Origin of the sequence: Apibacter sp. B3935, from assembly GCF_009827705.1 — a bacterium.
Taxonomy (GTDB): domain Bacteria; phylum Bacteroidota; class Bacteroidia; order Flavobacteriales; family Weeksellaceae; genus Apibacter.
In genome coordinates, this window is record NZ_WINL01000004.1 from 82,870 (window position 1) to 108,729 (window position 25,860).

31 protein-coding genes are annotated in these 25,860 nt (G+C 30.9%); 18 read left to right on the plus strand and 13 right to left on the minus strand.

Annotation, left to right across the window (positions count from 1 at the left end):
- The first annotated feature begins 2 nt into the window (after positions 1 to 2).
- Entirely contained in the window at positions 3 to 1,085 is a 1,083-nt protein-coding gene (locus tag GFV00_RS08560) for a glycosyltransferase family 9 protein (protein ID WP_160557758.1), read from the plus strand.
- Here GFV00_RS08560 and GFV00_RS08565 read toward each other — a convergent pair.
- Together GFV00_RS08565 and nth are read right to left on the minus strand one after the other, a co-directional pair.
- Positions 1,059 to 1,442, minus strand: coding sequence for a DUF423 domain-containing protein (locus tag GFV00_RS08565; protein ID WP_160557757.1), 384 nt, complete (start codon positions 1,440 to 1,442; stop codon positions 1,059 to 1,061). The two genes, GFV00_RS08560 and GFV00_RS08565, sit on opposite strands and share 27 nt — an antisense overlap.
- Before the next feature lie 12 nt (positions 1,443 to 1,454).
- Positions 1,455 to 2,078 carry an endonuclease III gene (gene nth, locus GFV00_RS08570; RefSeq protein ID WP_160557756.1) on the minus strand — a complete coding sequence of 208 codons (624 nt, stop codon included), beginning with the start codon at positions 2,076 to 2,078 and terminating at the stop codon, positions 1,455 to 1,457.
- Positions 2,079 to 2,279: 201 nt separating this feature from the next.
- On the opposite strand from nth, the gene GFV00_RS08575 reads away from it, so the two are divergent.
- Positions 2,280 to 2,765, plus strand: coding sequence for a GyrI-like domain-containing protein (locus tag GFV00_RS08575; protein WP_160557755.1), 486 nt, complete (start codon positions 2,280 to 2,282; stop codon positions 2,763 to 2,765).
- A 32-nt stretch (positions 2,766 to 2,797) separates the two neighbouring features.
- On the opposite strand, the gene GFV00_RS08580 is transcribed toward GFV00_RS08575, so the two are convergent.
- Entirely contained in the window at positions 2,798 to 3,667 is an 870-nt protein-coding gene (locus GFV00_RS08580; RefSeq protein WP_160557754.1) for an AraC family transcriptional regulator, read from the minus strand.
- 171 nt (positions 3,668 to 3,838) lie between these two features.
- On the opposite strand from GFV00_RS08580, the gene hemA reads away from it, so the two are divergent.
- Together hemA and hemC are read left to right on the plus strand one after the other, a co-directional pair.
- A complete protein-coding gene (hemA, locus tag GFV00_RS08585) occupies positions 3,839 to 5,092 on the plus strand; it encodes a glutamyl-tRNA reductase (RefSeq protein WP_160557753.1) in 1,254 nt (417 codons plus the stop codon).
- A 7-nt stretch (positions 5,093 to 5,099) separates the two neighbouring features.
- Entirely contained in the window at positions 5,100 to 6,017 is a 918-nt protein-coding gene (gene hemC, locus GFV00_RS08590) for a hydroxymethylbilane synthase (protein WP_160557752.1), read from the plus strand.
- A 9-nt stretch (positions 6,018 to 6,026) separates the two neighbouring features.
- Here hemC and ribH read toward each other — a convergent pair whose 3' ends face one another.
- From ribH to GFV00_RS08615, 5 genes are all read right to left on the minus strand, one after another.
- Positions 6,027 to 6,506 (minus strand): 6,7-dimethyl-8-ribityllumazine synthase, encoded by a 480-nt coding sequence (gene ribH / locus GFV00_RS08595; RefSeq protein WP_105296489.1) that lies wholly within the window; start codon positions 6,504 to 6,506, stop codon positions 6,027 to 6,029.
- A complete protein-coding gene (locus GFV00_RS08600; RefSeq protein ID WP_160557751.1) occupies positions 6,506 to 7,213 on the minus strand; it encodes a tetratricopeptide repeat protein in 708 nt (235 codons plus the stop codon). The genes ribH and GFV00_RS08600 overlap by 1 nt, the downstream gene beginning before the upstream one ends.
- 37 nt (positions 7,214 to 7,250) lie before the next feature.
- Positions 7,251 to 7,913 (minus strand): leucyl/phenylalanyl-tRNA--protein transferase, encoded by a 663-nt coding sequence (aat, locus tag GFV00_RS08605; RefSeq protein WP_160557750.1) that lies wholly within the window; start codon positions 7,911 to 7,913, stop codon positions 7,251 to 7,253.
- Between the two features lie 64 nt (positions 7,914 to 7,977).
- A complete protein-coding gene (locus GFV00_RS08610; RefSeq protein ID WP_160557749.1) occupies positions 7,978 to 8,367 on the minus strand; it encodes a DUF3127 domain-containing protein in 390 nt (129 codons plus the stop codon).
- 135 nt (positions 8,368 to 8,502) lie between these two features.
- Entirely contained in the window at positions 8,503 to 9,339 is an 837-nt protein-coding gene (locus GFV00_RS08615; RefSeq protein WP_160557748.1) for a flagellar motor protein MotB, read from the minus strand.
- A gap of 212 nt (positions 9,340 to 9,551) precedes the next feature.
- Between GFV00_RS08615 and GFV00_RS08620 the strand changes: the two genes are divergently transcribed.
- Together GFV00_RS08620 and GFV00_RS08625 are read left to right on the plus strand one after the other, a co-directional pair.
- Positions 9,552 to 10,319, plus strand: coding sequence for an alpha/beta fold hydrolase (locus GFV00_RS08620; protein ID WP_160557747.1), 768 nt, complete (start codon positions 9,552 to 9,554; stop codon positions 10,317 to 10,319).
- A gap of 96 nt (positions 10,320 to 10,415) precedes the next feature.
- Positions 10,416 to 10,745, plus strand: a complete 330-nt coding sequence (locus GFV00_RS08625; RefSeq protein WP_105296495.1) for an iron-sulfur cluster assembly accessory protein — start codon at positions 10,416 to 10,418, stop codon at positions 10,743 to 10,745.
- A gap of 73 nt (positions 10,746 to 10,818) precedes the next feature.
- Here the strand turns inward: GFV00_RS08625 and GFV00_RS08630 are convergent, their stop codons facing one another.
- Positions 10,819 to 11,247 carry a hypothetical protein gene (locus GFV00_RS08630; RefSeq protein ID WP_160557746.1) on the minus strand — a complete coding sequence of 143 codons (429 nt, stop codon included), beginning with the start codon at positions 11,245 to 11,247 and terminating at the stop codon, positions 10,819 to 10,821.
- Positions 11,248 to 11,637: 390 nt separating this feature from the next.
- On the opposite strand from GFV00_RS08630, the gene sufB reads away from it, so the two are divergent.
- Positions 11,638 to 13,092 carry a Fe-S cluster assembly protein SufB gene (gene sufB, locus GFV00_RS08635; RefSeq protein WP_160557745.1) on the plus strand — a complete coding sequence of 485 codons (1,455 nt, stop codon included), beginning with the start codon at positions 11,638 to 11,640 and terminating at the stop codon, positions 13,090 to 13,092.
- 86 nt (positions 13,093 to 13,178) lie between these two features.
- Here the strand turns inward: sufB and GFV00_RS08640 are convergent, their stop codons facing one another.
- The 3 genes from GFV00_RS08640 to GFV00_RS08650 are packed head-to-tail and all read right to left on the minus strand — an operon-like array spanning position 13,179 to position 15,194.
- Positions 13,179 to 14,087, minus strand: coding sequence for a hypothetical protein (locus GFV00_RS08640; RefSeq protein ID WP_160557744.1), 909 nt, complete (start codon positions 14,085 to 14,087; stop codon positions 13,179 to 13,181).
- 3 nt (positions 14,088 to 14,090) lie between these two features.
- Complete coding sequence (locus GFV00_RS08645) at positions 14,091 to 14,495, minus strand: biopolymer transporter ExbD (RefSeq protein WP_160557743.1); 405 nt, start codon at positions 14,493 to 14,495, stop codon at positions 14,091 to 14,093.
- A 3-nt stretch (positions 14,496 to 14,498) separates the two neighbouring features.
- Positions 14,499 to 15,194, minus strand: a complete 696-nt coding sequence (locus GFV00_RS08650) for a MotA/TolQ/ExbB proton channel family protein (RefSeq protein WP_160542919.1) — start codon at positions 15,192 to 15,194, stop codon at positions 14,499 to 14,501.
- Between the two features lie 134 nt (positions 15,195 to 15,328).
- Here GFV00_RS08650 and hisE point away from each other — a divergent pair, with 134 nt between their 5' ends.
- Positions 15,329 to 15,898 (plus strand): phosphoribosyl-ATP diphosphatase, encoded by a 570-nt coding sequence (hisE, locus tag GFV00_RS08655; RefSeq protein ID WP_160557742.1) that lies wholly within the window; start codon positions 15,329 to 15,331, stop codon positions 15,896 to 15,898.
- On the opposite strand, the gene GFV00_RS08660 is transcribed toward hisE, so the two are convergent.
- Entirely contained in the window at positions 15,895 to 16,314 is a 420-nt protein-coding gene (locus GFV00_RS08660; protein WP_160557741.1) for a dCMP deaminase family protein, read from the minus strand. The two genes, hisE and GFV00_RS08660, sit on opposite strands and share 4 nt — an antisense overlap.
- A gap of 207 nt (positions 16,315 to 16,521) precedes the next feature.
- On the opposite strand from GFV00_RS08660, the gene GFV00_RS08665 reads away from it, so the two are divergent.
- From GFV00_RS08665 to trpA, 10 genes are all read left to right on the plus strand, one after another.
- The gene (locus GFV00_RS08665) at positions 16,522 to 17,838 is read left to right on the plus strand and encodes an OmpA family protein (RefSeq protein ID WP_160557740.1); all 1,317 of its coding nucleotides are present in this window, start codon (positions 16,522 to 16,524) and stop codon (positions 17,836 to 17,838) included.
- A 541-nt stretch (positions 17,839 to 18,379) separates the two neighbouring features.
- Positions 18,380 to 19,576 (plus strand): tryptophan synthase subunit beta, encoded by a 1,197-nt coding sequence (trpB, locus tag GFV00_RS08670; protein WP_160557739.1) that lies wholly within the window; start codon positions 18,380 to 18,382, stop codon positions 19,574 to 19,576.
- A 3-nt stretch (positions 19,577 to 19,579) separates the two neighbouring features.
- Complete coding sequence (locus GFV00_RS08675) at positions 19,580 to 20,971, plus strand: anthranilate synthase component I family protein (protein WP_160557738.1); 1,392 nt, start codon at positions 19,580 to 19,582, stop codon at positions 20,969 to 20,971.
- A gap of 6 nt (positions 20,972 to 20,977) precedes the next feature.
- On the plus strand, positions 20,978 to 21,529 hold the full coding sequence (locus GFV00_RS08680; RefSeq protein WP_160557737.1) for a cysteine hydrolase family protein: 552 nt from the start codon (positions 20,978 to 20,980) through the stop codon (positions 21,527 to 21,529).
- 4 nt (positions 21,530 to 21,533) lie between these two features.
- Entirely contained in the window at positions 21,534 to 22,103 is a 570-nt protein-coding gene (locus tag GFV00_RS08685) for an aminodeoxychorismate/anthranilate synthase component II (RefSeq protein ID WP_221411025.1), read from the plus strand.
- A 6-nt stretch (positions 22,104 to 22,109) separates the two neighbouring features.
- A complete protein-coding gene (gene trpD / locus GFV00_RS08690) occupies positions 22,110 to 23,108 on the plus strand; it encodes an anthranilate phosphoribosyltransferase (protein ID WP_160557736.1) in 999 nt (332 codons plus the stop codon).
- Positions 23,109 to 23,128: 20 nt separating this feature from the next.
- Entirely contained in the window at positions 23,129 to 23,560 is a 432-nt protein-coding gene (locus GFV00_RS08695) for a hypothetical protein (RefSeq protein ID WP_160557735.1), read from the plus strand.
- Positions 23,529 to 24,353 (plus strand): indole-3-glycerol phosphate synthase TrpC, encoded by an 825-nt coding sequence (trpC, locus tag GFV00_RS08700; protein ID WP_255448844.1) that lies wholly within the window; start codon positions 23,529 to 23,531, stop codon positions 24,351 to 24,353. Before GFV00_RS08695 ends, trpC begins: the two co-directional genes overlap by 32 nt.
- 16 nt (positions 24,354 to 24,369) lie before the next feature.
- Entirely contained in the window at positions 24,370 to 24,999 is a 630-nt protein-coding gene (locus GFV00_RS08705) for a phosphoribosylanthranilate isomerase (RefSeq protein ID WP_160557734.1), read from the plus strand.
- Positions 24,992 to 25,765: a tryptophan synthase subunit alpha gene (gene trpA, locus GFV00_RS08710; protein ID WP_160557733.1), complete on the plus strand. Its 774-nt coding sequence runs from the start codon at positions 24,992 to 24,994 to the stop codon at positions 25,763 to 25,765. Before GFV00_RS08705 ends, trpA begins: the two co-directional genes overlap by 8 nt.
- The last annotated feature ends 95 nt before the right edge of the window (positions 25,766 to 25,860 follow it).

The window sequence follows — 25,860 nt, forward strand, 5'->3', positions numbered from 1 at the left end:
TAGTGAAAGCGCTATTAATACAATATAACAATGTGGGAGAAGTATTACTCTCGAGTGTAATTCCTAATAATCTAAAGAAAATCTATCCGGATATTAAGATAGATTTTCTTTGTTATAAAAAATATATTGGAGTTATACAGAGAAATCCTAATATTGACCGTATAATAGCTATAGATACGGAGCATATACGTTCCGTACTTTTCGTATATAAATATATCCAGTTAGTAAGAAGTGAAAAATACGACATACTTATTGATATGTCGCAGAATTTTAACAGTATCTTGCTAACCTTATTTTCAAAAGCAAAGAAAAAATACAGTTTTTCCAATCCTTTATTGGATAAATTTTATGATAAAACCGTCTCTAAAGTAGAAGAACCAATTACTCAAACGTGTACCTTATTGGAAGATCGTTTAGTAATCTTACAAGAATTTCTAAAAGATAACCCTATACCTATCGATCCATTAGCTAAAATATATCTAGCTGAAGATGAAATTGAGGACGCTAAAGAAAAAATGATAAATGCGGGCATACATTTTAAACGACCGGTTATTATGTTGGGTGTTTTGGGTTCAAACATACATAATACTTGGACGATGGGTAATATGGCAAAACTTATAGATTTTATATGGGCAAATTATAGAGCCGATTTATTATTTACCTATTTGCCTTCGCAGTATAAACAAGTAAACGAACTGCTATCTTTACTAAATTCCAATACCAAAGTATTTGTTCAGCCGGTAGGAAAAACGATACGTGAGTATGCCGCTTTTATGCAAAATTGCACTTTATTTATTGGAAATAGCAGTAGATTTGTAATTACGGCAAAAGCTCTGCAAAAACCTACTTTCACCATTTATCCTCCTTATATCAGTAGAAAAGATATTGCCTGTTATGAAAATACTAACTTACACCAAAGTGTCCATTTACACGACTTTTCTCCCAGGCTATACGAAGACTTTTATCAAAATGAATTAAAAAATGATTCGTCTAAATTTTACTTGATGTTGTCGTATGAATTTGTAATAGTAAAAGTTAGAACGTTTTTAAAAGAGCATTTAATTACTTTTAATAAAATAAAATAATAAACAAGCCCATCCTATGATCATAAATGTTCCTCCAATGGGAGTTACAGGGCCTAAAAAACGTAAATTGATATCCCAATAATCAGAAAAAGCTAATAGATAAATACTAAAAGAAAATAGAAATGTACCTATAATCATTCCCCATCCGGCCCATTTTTCCAAACCCGAACTAAACGAAAGAGAAAATCCAATAATTAAAAGAGCCAATGCATGATACATTTGATATTTAACACCCGTATCAAAGCTTACTAATTTTTCAGCTGAAAGTATTTTTTTAAAAGCATGAGCACCGAATGCTCCTAAAATAATGGAAATTAAACCATATAAAGCCCCTGCAACAAGAACAATATTTTTCATAATTTTAATTAACTAATTTTCTAATAAATATTTGGTTATATAATCTTTTTCTAGATTCCAGCCTCTAGCCGGAGAATATTCCCGACCGTAAAAAATAATTTGAATGTGTAAGATATTCCATAATTCTTTAGGAAATAACCGTTTAGCATCTTTTTCTGTTTGTTCAACATTTTTTCCGTTGGTTAATTTCCATAATTTCATAAGTCTGTGAATATGTGTATCAACAGGAAATGCCGGGTGTCCAAAACCTTGACTCATGACAACGGAAGCCGTTTTATGACCCACGCCGGGTAAGGCTTCTAATTCCTCAAAACTTTCCGGAACTTCACCGTTATATTTTTCTGCCAAAATAGTAGAAAGTTTATGGATATTTTTGGATTTAGTATTCGATAAGCCTATTTCTTTTATATATTCTTTGATTTCCCACTCAGGCAATTCAGCCATTTTAAAAGCATTGGGAGCAACTTTGTAGAGAGCAGGTGTAACTTCATTAACCTTTTTATCCGTTGTTTGAGCAGAAAGTAATACGGAAATTAATAAAGTAAATACATCTTGATAGACTAACGGAGCAATAGGGTTTGGATAGAGCTTGTTTAACTCCGTTATTATGTACTCTACTTTTTCCTTTTGTTTCATTAAAGCATATAAATTATAATCTAAAAATACTAAATTTTAAATTAGGTTGATGTTATAGAGAAATAAAATTTCTATTTGCTTTGAAAATGCAAAGAAATATATATCTTATAAGTATTTAATAATTTATTATGTATTTGGATTAAATTAGTTATGATAGAATTAAATTTTCGTACTTATATTAAAATATTTTATCTTTACTATATGGATTTTATACCGAATATTAAAGAAATAGCAGAAAAAAAATTAATAGGCATTTGTCAGTATATGTCTTTGTCTAATAATTTAACCAATGAATTATGGAAAGATTTTATCCTAAGAAAAAAAGAAATAAAAAATATTCATACTGATGAATTAATTTCCATGCAACTATATCCCGTTTCATTTGATTTTAATCCTACAATTAAATTCAAAAAATGGGCTGTTGTTGAAGTATCACAGATTGAGAATATTCCAAAAGATATGGAAAGTTTAATTCTTTCAGGAGGGCTATATGCAATTTTTCATTATAAAGGTTTTAGTGAAGACGATACTATTTTTAGATATATATTCACAAAGTGGCTTCCTCATTCAGAGTATAATGTTGATAATACCCGACCTCATTTTGAGGTATTAGGAAAAAAATATAAAAATAATGATCCCGATTCGGAAGAAGATATTTATATCCCAATAAAGAGAAAAAAAATTTAAAATAAACGTGTATATCAGTTATGAAAATATTGTTATTTCATCATCCATTGCTTGGGCGTAATTCCATATTTTTTCTTAAAAGCCTCTATAAAATGACTGGGATTTTCATATCCTAAATCATAAGCGATTTCCTGCACCTGTTTAACTTTCAAGTTTAATTTTTCTTTTCCGATTTCTAATTTTGTATCCAGTATAAAATGAGAAATAGATTTCCCGTATATTTTTTTAAAACCTTCTTTTATTTTATATTCACTTAAATTAGTCGTTTCTGAAAGTTCTTTTAAAGTAGGTGGAGAAGCTATATTCTCCATTAAGACCTCTTTTATTTCATAAATCTTACGAATGAATTTTTCATCTTTTATAGGTAAATGGTATGAAGAAGTAGAGGAATTTGAAGAAAAATAATAAAGTAAGAATTCATGTAATTTCAATGTCAAATAATGATTTTCAAATTCTTGATCTAAGGTAAAATCTTCAAGTTGTGAAATAATTAACTTTTCTTGGATGCTTAAAGGCTTTTCATGATAAAATTTAGTGTAATTGTTTTGAATGAATAAAGGAAGTTTATCTTTATGTTTGGAAAAAATATCTTCCAGTTTTTGAATAGCTATTACGAAAATGACCAGCTTTGATTTTTTCGATAAACTGATATTAATGGGAATATCTATTTCAGGATGAAAAAGAAGTAAGGAATTCCCTTCATTCATAACACGTAAAGATTCATTTTTAAAATGAAAAGTGGCTCTTCCTTTAGTACAAAGATAAAATTGCACAAACCGTTTGCCAACAGGTTTGGAAATGGTATCAGTCAGAATAGTATAATTATCTATCTGAGCCATATAAATATCCGATCCAATTTTGTTTTCTCTAATTCTACTTTTAAAGGTATTTTTTAAATCCATTACCAAATTCTTTATCTATCAATTTACAACCACAAAATCATGATATTTATCATGTTAATTAACTATTTAGATTAGTTCTAAAATTGTAAAAATTTACTTTTAGAGGTATTTTTTTATAAATATAGGTATTTTCTCCATACATGGACTCATAAATTTGCTTCAACAAAATATATGAAAAAGCTTCAGCCTAATAATATTAAAAACTTTTATGCAATAAGTTTGAGCTTTGTAAAGGCAGATACAGAAATTAGAGGAAAATTTAGTTTTTTTCCTGAATTTGTGGAAGAGTTTTCCAACAAAATTAACTCCCTGTCGGATACTCATATTTTCATACTATCCACATGTAACCGTACAGAATTATATTTTCAAACAGAAAACCCGGATTATGTAATTGATATATTTTGCAAGCAAATAAAAGTAGATTCTGCTGAATTTAGAAAGTATATAACCGTTTATAGAAGAGAAGAAGCCATTAAACATTTTTTAAGAGTTTCAGCAGGTTTAGAAAGTCAAATTATAGGTGATTTTGAAATCATATCTCAAATAAAAATATGGTTTAAAAAATTTAAAAAACATAATTGCACTAATGCTTTTTTGGAAAGATTACTAAACACAGGCATTCAAACATCAAAAAAAATTAAGTATACAACTGCAATAAGTACAGGAGTTACGTCTATGTCTTATGCAGCAGTACATTATATTTTAACTCATTTCACGCAACTATCAGATAAAAAAATTACCTTAATTGGTACAGGAAAAATTGGTAAAAACACTTGTGAAAATTTAATAAAACATATCAATAATCCTAACATAACAGTACTTAACAGAACCTTTTCTAAAGCGCAAGAAGTAGCCCAAACATTCAATCTAAAGGTGGCAAACTATGAGCAAATGCAAGAACAGGTTATTAATTCAGATATTGTTATTGTAGCAACCGGGGCATCGAAACCCATAATTACAAAAAAAGATTTACACTCTAATCAACCCATAACTTTAATTGATTTATCCATCCCTTCCAATGTTTGTTTATCTGTAAAAGAATATAATCATATAACTTTACTAAATGTTGATGATTTGTCCCAAAAAATCAACGAAACACTGGAACTAAGAAATAAAGAAATTCCTATAGCTGAAGGGATTATAGACGAAATGATAAATGAATTTATAATTTGGTCTGAAAATAGAAAATATGCGCCGATCATTCACGCTTTCAAATCAGATTTAGAGAGAATTAAAGAACATCAATTGAAAACATTAAAAAAAGATCAGATGGTAGTTTCTGAAGAAGAAACAGAATTATCAAATCGTTTAGTACAAAAAATTACCAACAGACTAGCTAACTATCTTATTACTAACCCTGAAAAAGCAGATGACACCATAAATTTATTTACGGAAATGTTTCAACTGCAAGAATATAAAGTATAAAATATTTATGAGCCCTATTCGTATTGGAACACGAAACAGCCCATTAGCAATGTGGCAAGCGTTAAAAGTGCAAAAGAAAATTAAGGAATTAGGTTTTCAAGCTGTAATTGTACCCATTACTTCACATGGTGATAAGAATCTCACACAACCTTTGTATCAAATGGATATTATAGGTGTTTTCACAAGAGATTTGGATATTGCACTTTTAAATGATAAGATAGATGTTGCAGTTCACAGTCTCAAGGATGTACCCACCTTATTACCGGAAGGAATACATTTATCAGCAGTTCTAGAAAGGGATTATGAAGCAGATGTTTTAGTTAGAAATCCGAATAAAATAGACAAACTAAGTTCTTATGAAAATTTATATTTAGGAACAGGCAGTTTAAGAAGGAGAGCCTTTTGGAAAGCAAAATATCCAGAAGTAACATTTGGAAATATACGCGGAAATGTACAAACCAGATTATCAAAATTAGATTCAGAAGGTTTTGATGGGACTATTTTTTCACTTGCAGGAATAAAGAGACTGGGTTTACCTTTGGATTATGAAGTATTGGAATTTATTATTCCGGCTCCTGCACAAGGTGTAGTTGGCATTACCTCTTTAGAAAAAAACAGAGAATTAACAGACTTGATAAGAAAAATAAATCATAAGGACACTCAAATCTGTATAAATATTGAAAGGGATTTTTTAAATAGCATTGAAGGAGGCTGTACAGCGCCCATAGGAGCTTTAGCCAAAATTAAAAATAACCAAGTATATTTTAAGGCAGGAATAGTTTCTTTAGACGGGACTAAAAAAGTACTTCTAGATGAAAGTTTTCCAATTTCAGAATCATTTGAAAAAGGAAGAATACTTGCCTTAAAATCTAAAAAAATGGGCGCTGAAGAGATAATAAACGAAATTAAAGCCTATAGAGAATAAGTAATAAAATTACTTATTCTTTAACTCAGCCATTCGTACTGCAACTACTCCGGCTTCTACCCCTTTATTTCCTAATTTTCCACCACTACGATCTAAAGACTGTTGTACATGATCATCCGTAAGTACGCAAAATACTACCGGTGTATCCATGTGTGTATTTAAATACGTAACACCATCCGTAACAGTTTTACATACATAATCAAAATGAGCCGTTTCGCCTCGTATAACGCATCCTATTACAATAACTGCATCATAAAGCTTTGTGTTACATAGTTTGGTTGCACCGTATACTAATTCAACAGATCCGGGTACGAATATAGAATCAATATCAGATTCTTTAGCACCTAAATCAAGTAATGTATCAACTGCTCCTTTGTGTAAATTATAAGTAACTTCAGAATTCCAATCTGAAATAACAATACCGAAACGATAGGCTCCGGCATTGGGTAAATTTTCTTTATTATAGATAGATAAGTTTGTTGTTGCCATTATTGTTTTCCTGTTGCGTATTTAAGTCTTTCGATATATGCGTCTACTTCACCTGAAGCATCAACATCCGGAAATTTATCTTTAATATTTTGAAAAAATTCTAAGGCTTTTTCGTTTTGGTTTAAAGACATAGCCAATATACCGGCTTTTTTACTGAATTGATAAACAGTGGCTGCATTTGAACTTTCATTAGCAGCTTTAGTCATATAATTTAGTGCTTCATCTGTGTTATTAAGTTCGGCATAAGTATCAGCAATAGCGCCATATTTAACGGCTTTTAAATCTTTGTCAGAAGTATCAAATTGGTTAAAATGGTCCAAAGCATTTTGATAGTTTCCTTTTTTAAATTCGGCTATTCCGGCATATAAATGCGCAAATTTTCCTGTTTTTGTAGATCCATATTCTTCAGCGATGTCAATAAAACCGGAAACTCCGCTGGATTTTCCACCTAATGCCTGATCTGTTTTTCCTTCATCATATAAATTTTGAGCGTCTACCAGTAAATCGGAAGCCTCAATATTTTTTGGAGTTACTACATAATTATCATAAATAACATATCCTAAAACTGCGATAATTACAATAGCAAAAAAAATACCTATCGGTTTTGCATACTTTTGTAAGAATTTTTCACCATCTAAGGCAGAAGTATTTAAAGAATCTAAAATTTCTTTAGTTGCGTAATTGTGCTTTCCTTTATGTTTTGACATGTGTCTGAATATGTTTTTAGTGCGCTAAAATAGGCATTTATAAATTGAAATCCAAATTTTTAATGGCCTCGCATTCTAAGTAGGTTTTGAATTTTTCCCGTGAGATTTCAACGGCTCCAAGTTGTTCCAGATAAGAAGAATAAATTTGACAATCAATAATTTTATATTGATTAGAATATTTCTGGGTAAAATAGGAAAATCCGCATTTTGAAGCATTACTGATTTTTGAAAACATACTTTCTCCACAAAATACGGTATGTAAATCTATACCGTAAAATCCTCCCACCAAAACATGGTTTTTCCAAACCTCAACACTTTTTGCCAATCCCCTTTCATGCAAGTTACAATAAGCATGGAACATTTCTTCGGTAATCCAAGTTCCTGCTTGACCTGTTCTTTTAATGGAAGCACATTGTTTAATTACTTCCGGAAAACATTGGTTTTCCGTAAATTCAAAATACTCTTGATTCAGTAATTTCTTAGTTGATTTAGAAATTTTTAAATTTTTTGGATAGAGTACAAATCTGGGATCAGGAGACCACCATTGTATAATTTCCTTAGGATTATACCAAGGAAAAATCCCAGATTTGTATGCCAGAAGTAATCTTTCCGATGTTAAATCTCCACCTATGGCAAGAAGTCCGCTTTCATCAGCCAAAGAGATATCGGGAAATTCTAATTTTTGTGTTAACCGGTACATACGTATAAAAAAAGCACCTTTTTTAGCGGTGCTTGAATAATTTTTAAATATATGAGTATTTTATTTAAAACGGTAAATCATCATCCTCTTCTTCTTGCATACTTGGAGCAGACGTTGCAGGAGATATATGTGCGGAAGGAGGAACCATAGGATTATCTTGTCCCATTCCGGAAGAAACAGGCATTAATTTTTCAATTCTCCAGCCGGTTATGCTGTTGAAATATTTAGTTTCACCTTGTGGATTAACCCATTCACGACCTCTGATATTAATTGATACTCTTACATCATCTCCTACATTAAAAGAATTAATGATATCTACCCGATCTCCTAAAAGCTCAATTAAAATATGCTGAGGATATTGTTCTTCCGTAGTTAACACTACTTCTCTTTTTCTGAATCCGCTATCAAATGTTTGAATATCAGATATTAATTTTATTCTTCCTGCTATTTCCATATCTACTGTTTTTAGTTTAGAATACAAAATTAAAAAATAATTTTCAGCGAAAAAAAAAGATATTACCGGGTTTTTAATAAAAAGAAAAGGATCCCAAAAAGGATCCTCGTATATTGTAAATCAAAGAAAAGTATTTTATTTTACTTTTTGATCCATTAATTGCATAAATTGATCTAGTTTAGGAAGAATTACAATTTCAGTTCTTCTGTTAACTGCTTTATTTTCAGGATTTGTATTAGGAACTTTTGGTTGATATTCTCCGTGACCTCCGGCAAGTAATCTGGCAGGATCCACTCCGAATTTAGTTTGTAACATTTTAACAACTGAGGTTGCTCTCATGGCACTCAAATCCCAGTTATCTCTTATACAACCTGCAGCAGAATTTTTAAATTGATCATTGTCAGTATATCCCTGAACTTGAACATCATAATCTTTGTAATCATTGATAATTTTAGCCACCTTTTCCAAAACATTTTCTGCAGTTGGAAGCACATCATAACTACCGGATTTATAAAGCATTTTATCTGATAATGAGATGAATACTACTCCTTTTTGAACTTGAACGTCTACATCACTGTCATTTAAATTATCTAAAGAACGTTTTAATTTATTAGATAAAGCAAGATTTAAAGAATCATTTTTTGCACGAGCTTCTGTCAAACGTTTAATATACGCATTAGATTCATTAATTTGACTAATTAATTTGTCTATATTAACAGTTCCGGCTTTTCCAGTAGCCATACAGTCGGCTAAATTTTGTTGTAATACGTCATTTTGTTTACGTATCAAATTCATTTGTTCTTCCAGTGATTTGTTTCTCTCTTTTAAAGAAGTGATCGAACGATCTTTTTCAACATTTCTTTCAAGACAAGATTCATAATTAGCTTTTGCCTGTTCAAATTCTTTTCTACTTACACAAGACATTGCTAAAAAGCCAACTGAAGATAGCAATGCTAATTTAATAATTTTCATATTTTTTATATTATATATATTTTATTTAAAAATCAGTTTAAACCATCAGTTAAAAGTAAGTCAGTATCCTACTCAGATAAATTTTAATGGTAAAAATAGTAAATTAAAATTAAAAATGGTATAAAAACTGATATAAAAAATTGAAAACAAAGGATTCTTAAGTCGCTTTGTAAAAAATTGTACTTTTGTATTAATTAATTGCTTATAACAGTATGCTATACTACAGAGATAAAGGAAAAGGTAAAGTTATAGTTTTTTTACACGGTTTCTTAGAAAATTCAAGAATGTGGAGGTTTTTTCAAAATAATTTATCCAAGAAATACAGAGTTATAACCATTGATTTACCGGGCCATGGAAGATCTTCTAAAAAAACAAATGAAGTCAACAGAATGGAAGATATGGCCAAAAAAGTAAACAATGTTTTGGAGCATTTGAAAATAGATGATGTAATAATTATAGGCCATTCGATGGGAGGATATGTAGCATTAGCCTTTGCAGATTTATATAAGTATAAAGTTTCCGGATTGGGATTATTTTATTCTACCACATTACCGGATGATGAAATAAAAAAGGAACAAAGATTAAAAGCTGCCGAAGTAGTGGTTAAAAATCCTAAAGAATTTTTCCGTTTATCAATTCCTAATTTATTTGCTCCTGAAAATGTGCCCCTTATGCAATCAGAAATAAAAACAGCAATTTCTTGGGCTAAACATGCTTCTTTAACAGGGATATCAGCAGCTTTAAAAGGCATGAGATTACGTAAAGATAGAACGGATGTTTTAAGGAATTTAGACAAACCCATCTTACTCATTTTAGGTAAATATGATACTGCAATTAAAAATTCCGAACTAATAAATAAATTAGAAGGTACAGAACATCTTTCTATATTTGAGATTTCTACTGGACATATGGGAGCATTAGAAGCACCTGAAGAATGCTTAGAAATTATGGAATTCTGGTTAAATCAAAATTTTAATTGATATCATTATTATAATATCTTATATGTAGTGTAAAATGAGTAAGAATTATTATTTGTAATTTTGTATTAGTGTAATCCTATATATTTGTTTAATAGTATGATAAAGGTATCGCAAGAAGCAGAAAAGAAAATCATTGAATTAATGAAAGAAAGTGGTTTTGACAGTACTAAAGATTTCGTAAGAGTAGGAGTAGCAAGCGGGGGGTGTTCGGGATTGTCATATAAGCTGAATTTCGATCACAATCAAAACCCTGAAGATAAAGTCTTTGAAGATAAAGGAATTAAGATATTGGTTGATAAAAAATCCTTTCTTTATTTAGTAGGAACCACCTTAGAATATTCCGGAGGTTTAAATGGAAAAGGTTTTGTTTTTAACAATCCCAATGCTCAAAGAACCTGTGGGTGCGGAGAAAGTTTTGCTGTTTAAAAGATTAAAAAAGTATAAAAAAACCCTTCTTTTTTAAAGAAGGGTTTTTTATAAAACTATTAATTACTTACACTTATTTATTCATTACTTCAGCAGCCATACTATCAAGCTTTCTTACATAATCATTAAATTTATTTAATTCTTTAGGGTTTGAAGACAATTCTTCAGTTATAATTTTTCTAGTAATAATTAATTTTTGATTTTTCTTGGTAAGCTCTGTGAGTTTGTTCAAATCTTTCACATCAGCAGCATTAATATATTGATCTATATAAGATTTATATTCAATTAAAAAATTTTGAATAATAGCATCAGAAAATTTTGGAATATCTTGATTTAAAATTTCCCTAGCTTTATCTTCTGGGACTTTTATTTCTAAATCTTCATTCAATGCTGGAGTGTTTGGCTGAGTAACTTCTTGAGTAATTGAGGTTTTTTGATTGTTTTTACAAGATTGTAAAGTAATTAAATTAAAAATAATAAAGGGTAAAACTATTTTCTTCATATAAAAATTTATTTTAAGCTAATGTATAAAAAAAATGATTTAAAAATTATATGAAGATATTTTATAAGTTTTTTATGTTTTGTTGTTGTATTTAATAAAAATATTTATATTGTAATATCTAATTTAATATAGAATTTAGCTAATTTATAATTTTAAAATAAATTATCTATATAACTATATATAATAATTATTTTAATTCATGAAAGAAAGATAACACTAAACTTTATTCAATTAATAATATTTACTAAAACAAAAATTGAAATTCCATTATTTAAAAAATCTATCAATGTGTATTTATAATGTTTGATAAACTCAGTATTTTTGCACATAGAACCAATCTAAGTTTAATAAAGATGGCTGAGCTGTCTTCGAATCAAATCAATTGATAAAATGAGCAAAGCAAAATATACAGAAGAAGAATTACGGTTAGACCTTGAACAAAAAGATTATGAGTATGGTTGGACCACGGATTTGGAATATGAAGATTTCCCTACCGGATTAAATGAAGATATAGTTCGTGAAATTTCCAAAAGAAAGAATGAACCGGAATGGATGTTGGAATGGAGATTAGACTCTTTTAAATTATGGAAAGAAATGAAAGCTCCTCATTGGGCTAATGTTACTTTTAAAGAGCCTGATTTCAATAGTATAAAATATTATGCGGCACCTAAACAGAAAAAAGAATTAACGAGTTTAGAAGAAGTAGACCCGGAATTATTGAATACTTTTGACAAACTAGGCATTCCGTTAGAAGAACAAAAAAGATTAACAGGAGTAGCAGTAGATGCGGTAATAGATAGTGTTTCAGTTAAAACAACCTTCACAGAAACATTGGCTGAAAAAGGAATTATTTTTTGTTCTATTAGCGAAGCCATTCAAAATCATCCGGATTTAGTTAGAAAATATTTAGGAAAAGTAGTGCCTAAAAGCGATAATTTTTATTCTGCTTTAAATTCGGCAGTTTTTTCAGATGGTTCGTTTTGCTATATACCAAAAGGAGTGAAATGTCCGATGGAACTTTCTACCTATTTTAGAATTAATCTATCCGGAACCGGTCAATTTGAAAGAACACTTCTAATAGCCGATGAAGGAAGCTATGTTTCCTATTTGGAAGGATGTACAGCACCTCAAAGAGACGAAAATCAATTACATGCAGCCGTGGTTGAATTAATCGCTTTAGACGGAGCAGAAATAAAATATTCAACCGTACAAAATTGGTATCCGGGAGATAAGGAAGGTAAAGGAGGTATTTATAACTTCGTAACCAAAAGAGCTCTTTGCGAAAAAAATGCTAAAATTTCTTGGACGCAAGTTGAAACGGGTTCTGCTGTTACATGGAAATATCCATCCTGTATTTTAAAAGGAGATAATTCAATTGGAGAATTTTATTCAATAGCAGTAACTAATAATTTTCAACAGGCAGATACAGGAACAAAAATGATCCATATTGGAAAAAATACACGATCAACAATTATATCAAAAGGAATTTCTGCAGGTAAATCACAAAACAGCTATCGAGGATTAGTTAAAGTTTTACCTCAAGCAGATAATGCAAGAAATTTCTCTCAATGTGATTCTTTGCTGATGGGTAATAATTGTGGAGCTCATACCTTTCCCTATATTGAAATAAAAAATAAATCTGCCCAAATGGAACATGAAGCCACAACCTCCAAAATAGGTGAAGATCAGATTTTTTATTGCAACCAGCGAGGTATTGATACGGAAACTGCAATAGCTTTAATTGTTAATGGATTTAGTAGAGAAGTACTTGATAAGCTTCCTATGGAATTTGCAGTAGAAGCAAAAAAATTACTGGAAATTTCGTTAGAAGGTAGTGTTGGATAAAAGCGTTGGATAAATATATTGTTCAGTAAAAAAAACTTTCTATACCATAGAAAGTTTTTTTTATTTGGTTATTTTTTCAACTATTTTTAAAAATTGATTTTATACGTGCCGGTTACCGATCGAGTACCTGCATTACCTTTTACGTATTGTTTAATCCATTTAATGCCTGTATTCAATAAACAAGTATTATTTATCCCTGACTTTCGACTAACTGAAATAACGTTTCCATTTTTATCAAGAGTATAGGAAAAAATAATAGTTCCGGAACCATTGCAATTATGTTCGGGAACTTTTCCGCCTCTTCCCATAGTACCCGGAATGAAGCTGACTAATTTTCTTCCGTTTCCAATACCCTCGCCACCGATTCCGTTGCCTCCTGTTTCTACTCCTTGGTTTTGACCCGGTCTTCCTCCGGTCCCTTCACCGGTGGAAAATGTTCCTGTTCCTTTACCTTTTATTAAATTTCCTAGAGCGGCATTTCCTTTGGGATTACCTCCTGTAGAACTCTTATTTCCTACACCTGCTACTGTTTTGGATTTAGTTTTATTTGGGATAGTTTTTGAGTTAATTTTAGTTACAGGTTTGGTTTTATCCTTTTTCTTAGTTACTGTTTTTTTAGCAGGTTCGGGAACAATATCTTTGATCTCGTTCTGATTGGCTAAAATAGGTTTGTTTTCTTCTTCTTGTTTTGAATCTTGGGAAGATTTATCTTCAAGATTTGTTGCTGATTGTACTTCTCCACCTTCACCCGATAAAACATCTTGATCAATAGGCTCTTCATCCCCTAAACCCACTTCATCAGTACCAAAATTAGCACCCATATCATCCATATCAAAGTTTATATCAATATAAGCAGGAGGAGTCATAGTTAAAAAAACGGTTTTATAAGTTAAAATAAATGATAATATGGCGGCTGAAATTACTAGAGTAATAATACCGCTAATTAGCTTCTCCTTTTTATTATCATAATACTTAATTTTATAACTATCACTCATAGCTTATTTTTCCTCTTGGGCATGCGGATTAGTAGCAATTAAAACTTTGTATTTATTTCTATTGGCAATATCCATTAAAAAAACAACATCTTTGTGTAAAGCCTCTTCATCAGCTGCAATAACAAAAGTAGGAGATGGATTGGCGTTAAATATCGTTTTTAAGGTGGGCTCGATTTCGTTTTTAGCTATTAATTTTTTATTTAAAAAATATTTTCCATCCATAGAAACCCCTATATAAACTCTTTCAGCAGGCATTTCCTGACCTTTGGCAGTTGGCAATTTTATATTTAAAGCAGACTGATTTGCAGATGCAGTAAGCATAAAAAATGTAAGTAATAAAAATATTACATCTGTTATGGATGCCATGCTGAATTCAGGAGTAACTCTATTTCTACTTCGTAATTTCATAAATTAATGAGTAACAGGTTTGTTTAATATATCCAGAAAATCAATAGCGGTAAGCTGTAAAGCATGTACACTTCTATCAATACGAATAACCAAAATGTTATAGAATAAATACGCCAATAAACCAACAATTAATCCCGCAGCAGTATTTGCCATGGCAGAATAAATACCACCGGCTAACATTTGTGCGCTGGCTTGATCTTGTGCGCTGGTAGCAAAGAAAGCAATGATCATTCCGATTACCGTACCCAAAAAACCTAACATGGGAGCGGCTCCTGAAATAGTACCTAAAACACCTACATTTTTTTCCAATTCAAAGATTTCCAACTGAGCTGTGTTCTCTATAGCATCACTAATATCCCGAGTAGGTTTACCAATTCTCATTAATCCTTTATAAAGCATTCTTCCTTCAGGGGTATGAGTTCTTTTGCATAAATCTAAGGCTGCGTTGATATTCCCTTGATGAATAAGATCTTTAATATCATTAAGAATGGAAGAATTTTTATTGGAAAACTTTTTTAAGGTTAGAAAACGTTCAAAGAAAATATAAAGAGAAAGCATGAAAAGTAAGAAAAGGCAGATCATTACAAATATACCTATAGGCCCTCCATGTGTAAACATTTCTAAAAGGGAAAATTGTTTTTCATTAATTTCTCCACTTTGTGCAAGTATTTTTTCTGCGGTCTTTAAAGAATCATTCATATAAATCCTTTTTTGTATAAAAGTTTTTTAAATTATTTGTGCAAAGGTAGGAATTATTGTTAGTCTTTTCTTAAATATAATCATATAAGATTAGAAGTAAAATGGTATCTTCGCGTTGTTAATTCTTAAAATGAATGAGAGATACTAATACTAGTAAAGGAAAAGAATTTATAGCTGTCATTCAGGATAATAAAACAGGCAAGGTTTTAACATCCGGTTTAAGCACCTATGCCTTGCTAAAAAAAACTCAGGCAGAAAAAAAAATTTATTTAGTTGGTGATTCTTTTGATGATTTATACACAGCAGAAGAATTTTTATGGAACAAAGATAAGACTGTGATATTAATCAAAGTTAAAACCAACAAAGATTCAGATAAATATTTACTAACAACGGATTTCTTGGAAGAAAATAGAAATTCCTATTCCTATTTAAGTATTTTAGAAAAAAAAATTGGAAAAAGCATTAAAGGAGAAAAGCAAAATACACATATTACTACTGTTTTAAAGAAAGGTAAATCCAAAATTGCGCAAAAATTTGGAGAAGAAGCAGTAGAGTTGGTAATTGAAGCAGCTAAGGAAAACGATAAATTATTTAAAGATGAAGCCGCAGATGTTTTTTATTATTATCTGATATTGCTGCAGGAAAGAGGATTTTTACTAGAAGATATATTAAAGCAATTAAAGCTACAACGAAGAAAAATTTAAAGTTCTTCCTCCTTAATCTGTTCAATTTCGATTCCTGCCTCCTTTAAAAAATCAATGCCACTCGTATCAGAATATTCATTGATATATACCAGACGCTTAATACCTGCCTGATGAATCAATTTGCTGCATTCGCGACAAGGAGAAAGTGTAACATAAAGAGTAGCTCCTATGCAGGATTGTGTAGATGCAGCGACTTTAAGGATGGCATTAGCTTCAGCATGCAAAACATACCATTTAGTAGTTCCCGTTTCGTCTTCGCATATATTTTCAAAACCTGTAGGAGTACCATTATATCCGTCAGAAATAATCATACGGTTTTTAACAATTAAAGCTCCCACCTTCTTTCTTTCACAATAAGATAATTTACCCCATTCTTGAGCCATGCGTAAATAAGCAATATCGTATTTTGTTTTCATAAGCTAAAAATACATTTTTTACTAAAAGACTTAACTAATTTATTGATACTTTTTTATTTTTTTAACAGTTATTAAAAAGGGAAATACAGGTATATAAAAAAAGTATTTATTAATAATTTAAATTATTTGGAATAATTATTGTCATAAACAAAAGATAAAATATGTTATAATTAAATAATAATACATTTAACACGGAAAAATTTTGTTATGGAAAATCTATTAGATTCATTAAAGAAAATTATTACACCCGAAGCTGTTTCTAATATATCTTCAGAATTGGGAGAAGATACAGGAAAAGTTACATCAGCAATAAAAACAGCCGTTTCCAGTTTATTCGGTGCAGTTCTAGAAAAAGGTAATGATAATAAGTTAGAAAATATATTGAAACAAGCGGGAAATATTCCTTCCATTTCTAATGTAAAAGGATTGTTTTCCGGACAAGCAGATGCTGAAACACAAAAATTAAGTTCAGGCTTTTTAAATAATCTTTTTGGGGATAAATTAGGAAATTTTTCTTCTCTAATATCTTCTTCATCCGGCTTAAAAAGTGAAAGTACCACCAAACTAATGGGAGTTATATCACCATTAGTAGCAGGATTTTTAGGGCAAAAGTTATTAGCAGGAGGAAATTTCAAAGGCTTATTAGGACAGATAAATTCAGAAAAAAATGGTTTTTTATCATCAATACCTTCAGGTTTAGCCGGAATTTTAGGAGTTTCTTCAATTTCAGGATTAGGGGATTCTTTTTTCAATAAAGTTTCATCTCAAACTAAAGAAACTGCGGAAAATATAAAAGATAAGGTTGAAGACACTTATCATGAATATAAAGATAAAATGGATAATCATTCAAATTTAGGATGGTTAAAATGGTTAATAATGTTGTTAATTGTGGGTATTCTAATCATTTGGTTATTTTCTAAAAATGGATGTTCTAAAGGGAAAGGTACAACAGCTCCGGTAAATGATTCCATCCAAAAAGTAGAGCCTAATGCAAATAACAGAGACACAGTTTCAGCTAATAGTACTAATTCAACAGATCATAAAATAAAAGAATTACTTCCGATTACGTTGCCAAGCGGAACAGTTATCAATGCTTTTCCCGGAGGAATTGAAGACAAGATGGTCAATTTTTTGCAATCCGATGAATATAAAAATGCCACCAACGACGATTTAAAAAATAAATGGTTTGATTTTGATGCCATCAATTTTGAATTTGGAAGCGGAACAAAATTAACGCCTGAATCTGAAACACAAGCAAAAAATATTGGAATTATACTTAAAGAATTTCCTGATGCAAAAGTTAAAATTGGAGCTTATACCGATAAAAAAGGAAATGACCAAGATAATTTAAAATTGTCACAAGAAAGAGCAAATACTGTAAAGGAAATTTTTATTAAAAATGGATTTGGAGACCGAGTTGACGGTGCTGAAGGATATGGTTCCAAATTTGCTACAGTTGATGCAAACGCTTCCGATGAAGAAAGAGCTAAAGACAGAAGAATTTCTTTACGTTTTGAAAAATAAAATTTAGACAATTAATTTAAAAAAACTATTATATAACTGTAGCAATAGGATAAATATGTAAGAATCTAATAAATAAGAGTAAAACCTTAAGAATTCTATTCGTAACCCATTCTTTATTTTATATAAATGAATGGGTTTTTTCTTTTAATTTAAGAATAATATCTAGTATTTTTAAATTCAGCACATAGCTAAATAGTCAATTTATATGCATAGCAAGAACAAAATATATAAAGTAAAGTACACTATTAAATCACGCTCATAATTAAATAATAATCTAAATATAAATTAAAGAAAAACATAAAATCGGCTGAAATATTTTGTATTATAAAAAGATAATTAGTATTTTTGTTAAAATAATTAAGTAAAGTGAAAGCAATATTTTTAAATAATATATCTTGGTGGTGGTGCTCTCAGCTTCAATAGCCGTGGGCAGTAAGGTATATTATTTTAAATAAAATAGTAAAAGAATAAGAAAAACCTACCGTGTTCACGGTAGGTTTTTTTGTTTTTTGAAATGATTAATTACATAAAATGAAAAAAAATGAAGCATACATATAGTGTAAACCAAGAAGGTTACTATGGAGAATTTGGAGGAGCTTATATTCCTGAAATCCTTTATGAAAATGTGGAAATTCTAAAAAACAATTATTTAAAAGTATTAAATGACCCAAAATTTCAAAAAGATTACCACGATTTACTAAGAGATTATGTAGGAAGACCTTCACCTTTATATTTGGCAAAAAGACTGTCTCACAAATACGGATGTAAAATCTACTTAAAAAGAGAAGATTTAAATCATACCGGAGCGCACAAAATCAACAATACAATAGGTCAAATATTATTGGCGCAAAGAATGGGTAAGACCCGAATCATAGCTGAAACCGGAGCGGGTCAACATGGAGTTGCCACGGCTACAGTTTGTGCTCTAATGAATATGAAATGCGTAATTTACATGGGAAAAGTGGATGTGGAAAGACAAAAGTTGAATGTTGAAAAAATGCAAATGTTAGGAGCAGAAGTACTACCCGTGACGAGTGGAAATATGACCTTAAAAGATGCTACTAATGAAGCAATTCGCGATTGGTGTTCAAATCCGAAAGACACGTATTATATTATAGGTTCCACCGTAGGACCTCATCCTTATCCGGATATGGTAGCTCGTTTACAATCAGTCATCAGTGAAGAAATTCGCAAACAACTGTTAGAAAAAGAACAAAGAGAAACCCCCGACTATTTGATAGCATGTGTAGGAGGAGGAAGCAATGCTGCCGGAACCATCTATCATTTTTTAAATGAACCTTCGGTAAAGATTGTCTTAGCTGAAGCAGCAGGAAAAGGATTAAACTCCGGAGAATCTGCTGCGACGATCCATTTAGGAAGATTAGGAATCATTCACGGAAGCAAAACATTACTCATGCAATCAGAAGATGGACAAATAGAAGAACCGTATTCTATATCGGCCGGATTGGATTATCCGGGAGTAGGTCCCCTTCATGCCCATTTGTCTAAAACCAAACGTTCGGAAGTTCTGGCAATCACAGATGAGGAAGCTCTAGATGCAGCCTTTGAATTAACAAGATTAGAAGGTATAATTCCCGCCATTGAGTCGGCACATGCCTTAGGAGTATTGAAGAAAAAGAAATTTAAAAAAGAAGATATTATTGTGATCTGTCTATCGGGAAGAGGAGATAAAGATATGGAAACATACATAAAAGTTCAGGAAAATCGAAACGAATAAAATATGAAAATACAGGTAAAAACTAAGAAATTATTAGCAGACTTACAAACTCCGGTGGGAATATATTTAAAAATAAGGGATGCTTTTCCTGAATCTGCCTTACTCGAAAGTTCTGATTTTCATGGTGGAGAAGACAGCTCGTCTTTTATTGCGATGGATCCTTTAGCTAAATTTAAAGTTAAAGACTATGAAATTACAACGGAAATAAACGGGCAAACAAAAATCAAAAATTTAGAACAACCTTTAGTTAACGAATTGGATGATTTTATTAAAAGCTTTCAATTACAAGGAGAGAATCCTGCTAAAATTAATGGTTTTTTTGGATATACTTCCTATGATAGTATTCAATATTTTGAATCGGTTGATCCTAAAAATAAAAAATATGAAAATGCGGATATTCCTGAATTATTTTACATTTTTTACCGATTTATATTAGTTATTAATCATTTAAAGAATGAATTAACCATAGTTGAAAATATTCCCGAAGGGGGAAAATCAGATATTCATCAACTAGAAGCCTTATTGCAAAATAATAATTTTGCTTCCTATAATTTTAAGATCAAAGGAGATGAAAAAAGTTTTATTTCCGATGAAGAATATATAGAGTCTGTAAAAAAAGGGATTGCACATTGTAAAAGAGGAGATGTCTTTCAGATTGTTCCTTCACGGTGTTATTCACAAGCATTTACCGGCGATGATTTTAAAGTATATCGAGCGTTACGATCCATTAATCCGTCTCCCTATCTTTTTTATTTCGATTTTGGTTCTTTTCGAATATTCGGATCATCCCCCGAAACGCATTGTAAAATAAATAAAGGACGAGCTTATATTGATCCTATAGCCGGAACTTATAAAAGAACCGGAGATGATGAAAAAGACAGAAAACTTTCAGAAAAACTCTTACAAGATGAAAAAGAAAATGCAGAACATGTTATGTTGGTAGATTTAGCAAGAAATGATCTGAGCCGAAATTGTCATGAGGTCCAATTAGAGTTTTTTAAACGAGTACAGTATTTTTCACATGTGATACATTTAGTTTCCCGTGTGAGTGGAATTGTGGATGAAAATAAAAACAGTATTTCTGTATTTGCAGATACATTTCCTGCAGGAACCTTATCCGGAGCACCCAAAGTTAGAGCCATGCAATTGCTGCACGATATAGAAAAACATATGCGGGGAATATATGGAGGATGTATCGGTTATATTGGTTTAGACGGAAATTTAAATCAAGCAATTACCATCCGGTCATTTTTAAGCAAAAATAATGTATTGTATTATCAAGCAGGAGCGGGCGTTGTATCCAAGTCAAATCCCGAAGAAGAGTTAAAAGAAGTAAATAACAAGTTAGGAGCGCTTAAAAAAGCAATTGATCTGGCAGAAATTTTAAAAAATTAATTATATATGAAAGCTTTACTTATTATCGATATTCAAAATGACTATTTTGAAGGAGGAAAAAATCCTCTAAATAATTCTATACAAGCTTGTGAACAAGCAAAAAACATTTTAGAAAAGTTTAGAAAAGAACAATGGCCGGTAGTCCATATACAACATGTATCTTCACGGTCGGATGCTACTTTTTTCCTTCCTCATACTCAAGGGGTAGAAATACATTCCCATGTCAAGCCGAAAGACGAAGAAACCGTCATCATCAAGAATTTTCCAAATAGCTTTATAAATACAGATCTTCAAGATACTTTAAAGAAACTTAAAGTTGATGAACTTGTAATTTGCGGAATGATGACCCATATGTGTGTGGATGCAACTACTAGAGCAGCAAAAGACTTAGGCTATACATGTACTTTAATAGGCGATGCTTGTGCAACCCGAGATCTTGAAATTAAGGGAGAAAAAATACAAGCTAAAGAAGTTCAAAATTCATTTTTAGCAGCCTTAAGTTATTACTATGCCTATGTACAAACGGCTAACCAATTCTTAAATTCATGTTCTAAGTAAATATATGATGAAACTATTGGTTTTAGATAATTATGATTCATTTACCTATAATTTGGTTCACTTAATCAAAGAATTGAATTATACCGAAGTAAATGTATTTAGGAACGATCAAATCATGGTATCAGAAGTAGCAGACTATGATAAAATAATATTATCACCGGGACCGGGAATACCTTCCGAATCAGGAATATTGCTCTCATTAATCAAACGATATGCTCCAACTCATTCGATTCTAGGGGTGTGCCTAGGAGAACAAGCTATAGGAGAAGCTTTTGGTGCTAAATTGACCAATTTGGAAGATGTGTATCATGGAGTAGCAACGAAAATAAGAATAATAGATGAAGACTATATATTCAAAGGTATTTCTGAAGAAATGGAAGTTGGGAGATACCATTCGTGGATTGTAGATAATCAAAATTTTCCGGATGAACTTCAAATTACGGCCGTCGATCATGATAATCAAATTATGGCTATAAAACATAAGCATTATGATGTCCACGGAGTTCAGTTTCATCCTGAATCCATACTTACTCCGAAAGGCAAAAACATTTTAAAAAATTTTTTAGAAAATTAAGTTGATATGAAACAACTATTAAACAGACTCTTTGAGCATCAATATTTAAACCGAGAAGAAGCGAAAGAAGTATTGACTAAAATGGCCGCGAAAGAATATAATGAATCTCAGATTGCCGCTTTTATAAGCGTTTTTCTTATGAGAAATATTAGCATCGATGAATTTTTCGGTTTTAGGGATGCCCTTATGGATTTATGTACGGATGTTTCATCATTAGCCGCATATGATCCTATAGATATCGTAGGTACGGGAGGGGATAATAAAAATACGTTTAATATTTCTACTCTTTCTTGTTTTGTGGTAGCCGGTGCCGGATATAAAGTTGCAAAGCATGGAAATTATGGTGCAACTTCTGTTAGCGGAGCTTCCAATGTGATGGAACAACACGGAGTTAAATTTACTGCAGATATCAGTAAACTTGAACGATCATTAGATCAATCCAACCTTGCCTTTTTACATGCTCCTTTATTCAATGATGCCATGAAGGTGGTAACACCCATAAGAAAAGCATTAGGAGTTCGTACATTCTTTAATATGCTGGGACCTGTAGTAAATCCAATAAAGCCTAAAAGGAATGTATTAGGAGTCTTTAACCTTAAAATGTCTCGTTTATATTATTATATCTATCAAAATACCGATTGTAATTATACGGTCGTACATAGTTTAGACGGGTATGATGAAATATCCTTAACCGATAATTTTAAAGTGGTTACCCATTTAGGGGAACATATCTATTCTCCCGAAGATATCGGTTTGGAAAGATGTACGCAAACGGAGTTGGACGGAGGAAAAACACCTGAAGAAGCTTCAAAAATTTTTGATAATGTATTAAATAATCAAGCAACCAAAGCCCAAAAAAATGCTGTGATAGCTAATTCAGCATTTGCCATACACAATATAAATCCCAAATTAACTATTGAAGAATGCATCAATCAAGCGAGAGAATCGTTGGAAAGCGGAAAAGCGAAACAAACCTTTCAAAAGTTTTTAAGCCTGAATAATTAGGTTTAATAAAAATAAAAAAGATGAAAAAATTAATACTTATAACATTTATCTTGTGGAATCTAGTATCCTATTCTCAAATAAAAGAAAGAGATCAAAACTTAATTGGATTTTGGCAAGGTACAGAAAAAGGAACTCGAGAAGGAGGAATACGTAACTATTGGATTAAGCAACGGAATATTGACGGAACTTTTCTTTTGTTGAAAATTCAATTGTTGGGAGGAACTGAAGAAAGAGCAATTGTAGATAAAGGGGAATGGTGGACGGAAAAAGGTAATTATTATGAACTTCATTTTACTAGTAAAACAATTGATACCTATTTTTATTATCTTCCTGATCAACAACAAGTTCAGTTTAGAAGAAGACAAATAAACGGAGATTCTGTTGATTTAGATGATGAATTTGTAGAAAAAAAAGTAGTTGATGAGGATAATCACTCATTCATTGAACCATAAAAGAAAAAAAATGCCTACTATTTTAGATAAAATTATTGATTGTAAAAGGATTGAAATTGAAAAATCAAAAAGGAAATTTTCAATTAAAGATATGGAAAATAAAATACAAAATGTAAAGAAAAGACAATCGTTTAAAGAATCCATACAAAGATCTTCAACCGGTATAATTGCAGAATTTAAACGTCGATCTCCCTCGAAAGATTGGATATTTAAAAATGCAAAAATAGAACAAATTATACCTTTTTATTCTGAAAACGGAGCAAGTGCTATATCCATTCTCACCGATACTGATTTTTTTGGAGGTAATTTGCAGGATTTGGTTAATGCAGAAGCCATTACACAAACTCCCCTTCTTCGTAAAGATTTTATGATTGATGAATATCAACTTTTTGAAGCTAAGGCTTACGGTGCAAGTGCAATATTGTTGATAGCCGCAGCTTTAACTGTTGAAAAAACTAAAGAATTGGCAAAACAAGCTAAAAATATTGGATTGGATGTGTTGTTGGAATTGCATCATGAAAAGGAATTAGATTATATTAACGAATGGGTAGATGTAGTAGGAATTAATAATCGTAATTTAAAAACCTTCGTTACGGATGTACAAGTTTCATTTGACATGGTTAATAAAATACCCCCTGAGTTTTTGAAAATTTCTGAAAGTGGAATATCTTCTTCTCAAACTGTAAAAGACTTAATGCTAGCCGGATATAAAGGATTTTTAATGGGTGAAAATTTTATGAAAACGAATAATCCCGGTAAAGCTTTACAAGATTTTATTGAAGAACTTACATAATCATACCAATTAATAGATGAAAATTAAAGTTTGTGGGATGAAATATCCTGATAATATTGAGCATCTTTCTCTAGTACCTATAGATTATATGGGATTTATATTTTACCCGAAATCCTTACGTTATATAGATAAGATACTCCCCAAAACCATTCTTTCACAAACTAAAGATATTTTGAAGGTTGGGGTCTTTGTTAATGAAAAAATAGAATTGATTTTCCATAGGATTGAAAAATATAAGTTGGATGTTATCCAACTTCATGGATTGGAACATCCAAAATATTGTTCAGATCTCATAAAAAGTTTTCCTAATATAAAAATAATTAAGGCTTTTAATGTATCATCCCCTAATGATTTGCATAGTACAAAAGAATATAACTCAGTTTGTGACTTCTTTCTGTTTGATACTAAAAGCACGCAATATGGAGGCTCAGGGAAAAAGTTCGATTGGTCATTGATGGATTTTTATGCAGGTGAACTTCCTTTTTTTTTAAGTGGAGGTATTTCAATGGAAGATGTAGGAAAAATTAAAGAAATAAAGCATCCGAAATTATATGGTTTAGACTTAAACAGTAAGTTTGAACTAGAACCGGGAAGAAAAAATATTGAATTAATAAAAGATTTTATAGAAGAAATAAACTATGAATAGAATAAAGCAATTATTTAATAAAAAACAGAAAGACATTCTTTCCATTTATTTTACGGCCGGATATCCGAATCTTACTGATACAGGTAAGATCATAAAAGAGCTTGAAAAAAACGGCATAGATTTAATAGAAGTGGGTATACCCTTTTCAGACCCTATGGCAGATGGGCCGACCATTCAGGAAAGCGGCACGTTGGCCTTGAAGAATGGAATGAATTTAAAATTGCTTTTCGAACAAATTAAAGAAGTGAGAAAAGAAGTTGAATTGCCGTTACTATTAATGGGATATCTAAATCCTATTATGCAATACGGAATTGAAAATTTTTGTAAAAAATGTAAAGAAGTCGGTGTAGATGGAGCAATTATACCTGATTTGCTTTTTAATGATTATAGTACAAAATATAAATCGATTTTTGAAACTTATGATATAAAAGTTATAATGCTTATAACTCCCGAAACATCAGAAGAAAGAATTCGCTTGATTGATGAAAATACGGATGGATTTATATATATGGTTTCATCTGCCTCAACAACGGGAGCGCAAAAAAGTTTTGATGATAAAAAAGTAGAATATTTTCAAAAAATTAATTCGATGAAATTGCGTAATCCTCGTTTAATAGGGTTTGGTATTTCTAATAAAGCTACTTTAGAAGTCGCACAATCTTATGCTAACGGCGCTATCATTGGAAGTAAGTTCATTACCTTGTTAAAAGATAATAAAACAATAGAAAAAGCGGTTCAAGAATTGAAAAACACTTTAAAAACTTGATGGGTTTTTTAGTTTTTAAATGTTTGATTAATACCCTTTATCTTTTCATGGAAAAAATATATGTTCATTTTTCGGTTGCAGTACATCTTCGCCTG

Excerpts from the sequence above, each read along its gene's own strand:
- GFV00_RS08565 (WP_160557757.1), bottom strand. The coding sequence starts at position 1,442 with ATGAAAAATATTGTTCTTGTTGCAGGGGCTTTATATGGTTTAATTTCC.
- nth (WP_160557756.1), bottom strand. The coding sequence starts at position 2,078 with ATGAAACAAAAGGAAAAAGTAGAGTACATAATAACGGAGTTAAACAAG.
- GFV00_RS08575 (WP_160557755.1), top strand. The coding sequence starts at position 2,280 with ATGGATTTTATACCGAATATTAAAGAAATAGCAGAAAAAAAATTAATA.
- GFV00_RS08580 (WP_160557754.1), bottom strand. The coding sequence starts at position 3,667 with ATGGATTTAAAAAATACCTTTAAAAGTAGAATTAGAGAAAACAAAATT.
- hemA (WP_160557753.1), top strand. The coding sequence starts at position 3,839 with ATGAAAAAGCTTCAGCCTAATAATATTAAAAACTTTTATGCAATAAGT.
- hemC (WP_160557752.1), top strand. The coding sequence starts at position 5,100 with ATGAGCCCTATTCGTATTGGAACACGAAACAGCCCATTAGCAATGTGG.
- ribH (WP_105296489.1), bottom strand. The coding sequence starts at position 6,506 with ATGGCAACAACAAACTTATCTATCTATAATAAAGAAAATTTACCCAAT.
- GFV00_RS08600 (WP_160557751.1), bottom strand. The coding sequence starts at position 7,213 with ATGTCAAAACATAAAGGAAAGCACAATTACGCAACTAAAGAAATTTTA.
- aat (WP_160557750.1), bottom strand. The coding sequence starts at position 7,913 with ATGTACCGGTTAACACAAAAATTAGAATTTCCCGATATCTCTTTGGCT.
- GFV00_RS08610 (WP_160557749.1), bottom strand. The coding sequence starts at position 8,367 with ATGGAAATAGCAGGAAGAATAAAATTAATATCTGATATTCAAACATTT.
- GFV00_RS08615 (WP_160557748.1), bottom strand. The coding sequence starts at position 9,339 with ATGAAAATTATTAAATTAGCATTGCTATCTTCAGTTGGCTTTTTAGCA.
- GFV00_RS08620 (WP_160557747.1), top strand. The coding sequence starts at position 9,552 with ATGCTATACTACAGAGATAAAGGAAAAGGTAAAGTTATAGTTTTTTTA.
- GFV00_RS08625 (WP_105296495.1), top strand. The coding sequence starts at position 10,416 with ATGATAAAGGTATCGCAAGAAGCAGAAAAGAAAATCATTGAATTAATG.
- GFV00_RS08630 (WP_160557746.1), bottom strand. The coding sequence starts at position 11,247 with ATGAAGAAAATAGTTTTACCCTTTATTATTTTTAATTTAATTACTTTA.
- sufB (WP_160557745.1), top strand. The coding sequence starts at position 11,638 with ATGAGCAAAGCAAAATATACAGAAGAAGAATTACGGTTAGACCTTGAA.
- GFV00_RS08640 (WP_160557744.1), bottom strand. The coding sequence starts at position 14,087 with ATGAGTGATAGTTATAAAATTAAGTATTATGATAATAAAAAGGAGAAG.
- GFV00_RS08645 (WP_160557743.1), bottom strand. The coding sequence starts at position 14,495 with ATGAAATTACGAAGTAGAAATAGAGTTACTCCTGAATTCAGCATGGCA.
- GFV00_RS08650 (WP_160542919.1), bottom strand. The coding sequence starts at position 15,194 with ATGAATGATTCTTTAAAGACCGCAGAAAAAATACTTGCACAAAGTGGA.
- hisE (WP_160557742.1), top strand. The coding sequence starts at position 15,329 with ATGAGAGATACTAATACTAGTAAAGGAAAAGAATTTATAGCTGTCATT.
- GFV00_RS08660 (WP_160557741.1), bottom strand. The coding sequence starts at position 16,314 with ATGAAAACAAAATACGATATTGCTTATTTACGCATGGCTCAAGAATGG.
- GFV00_RS08665 (WP_160557740.1), top strand. The coding sequence starts at position 16,522 with ATGGAAAATCTATTAGATTCATTAAAGAAAATTATTACACCCGAAGCT.
- trpB (WP_160557739.1), top strand. The coding sequence starts at position 18,380 with ATGAAGCATACATATAGTGTAAACCAAGAAGGTTACTATGGAGAATTT.
- GFV00_RS08675 (WP_160557738.1), top strand. The coding sequence starts at position 19,580 with ATGAAAATACAGGTAAAAACTAAGAAATTATTAGCAGACTTACAAACT.
- GFV00_RS08680 (WP_160557737.1), top strand. The coding sequence starts at position 20,978 with ATGAAAGCTTTACTTATTATCGATATTCAAAATGACTATTTTGAAGGA.
- GFV00_RS08685 (WP_221411025.1), top strand. The coding sequence starts at position 21,534 with ATGATGAAACTATTGGTTTTAGATAATTATGATTCATTTACCTATAAT.
- trpD (WP_160557736.1), top strand. The coding sequence starts at position 22,110 with ATGAAACAACTATTAAACAGACTCTTTGAGCATCAATATTTAAACCGA.
- GFV00_RS08695 (WP_160557735.1), top strand. The coding sequence starts at position 23,129 with ATGAAAAAATTAATACTTATAACATTTATCTTGTGGAATCTAGTATCC.
- trpC (WP_255448844.1), top strand. The coding sequence starts at position 23,529 with ATGAGGATAATCACTCATTCATTGAACCATAAAAGAAAAAAAATGCCT.
- GFV00_RS08705 (WP_160557734.1), top strand. The coding sequence starts at position 24,370 with ATGAAAATTAAAGTTTGTGGGATGAAATATCCTGATAATATTGAGCAT.
- trpA (WP_160557733.1), top strand. The coding sequence starts at position 24,992 with ATGAATAGAATAAAGCAATTATTTAATAAAAAACAGAAAGACATTCTT.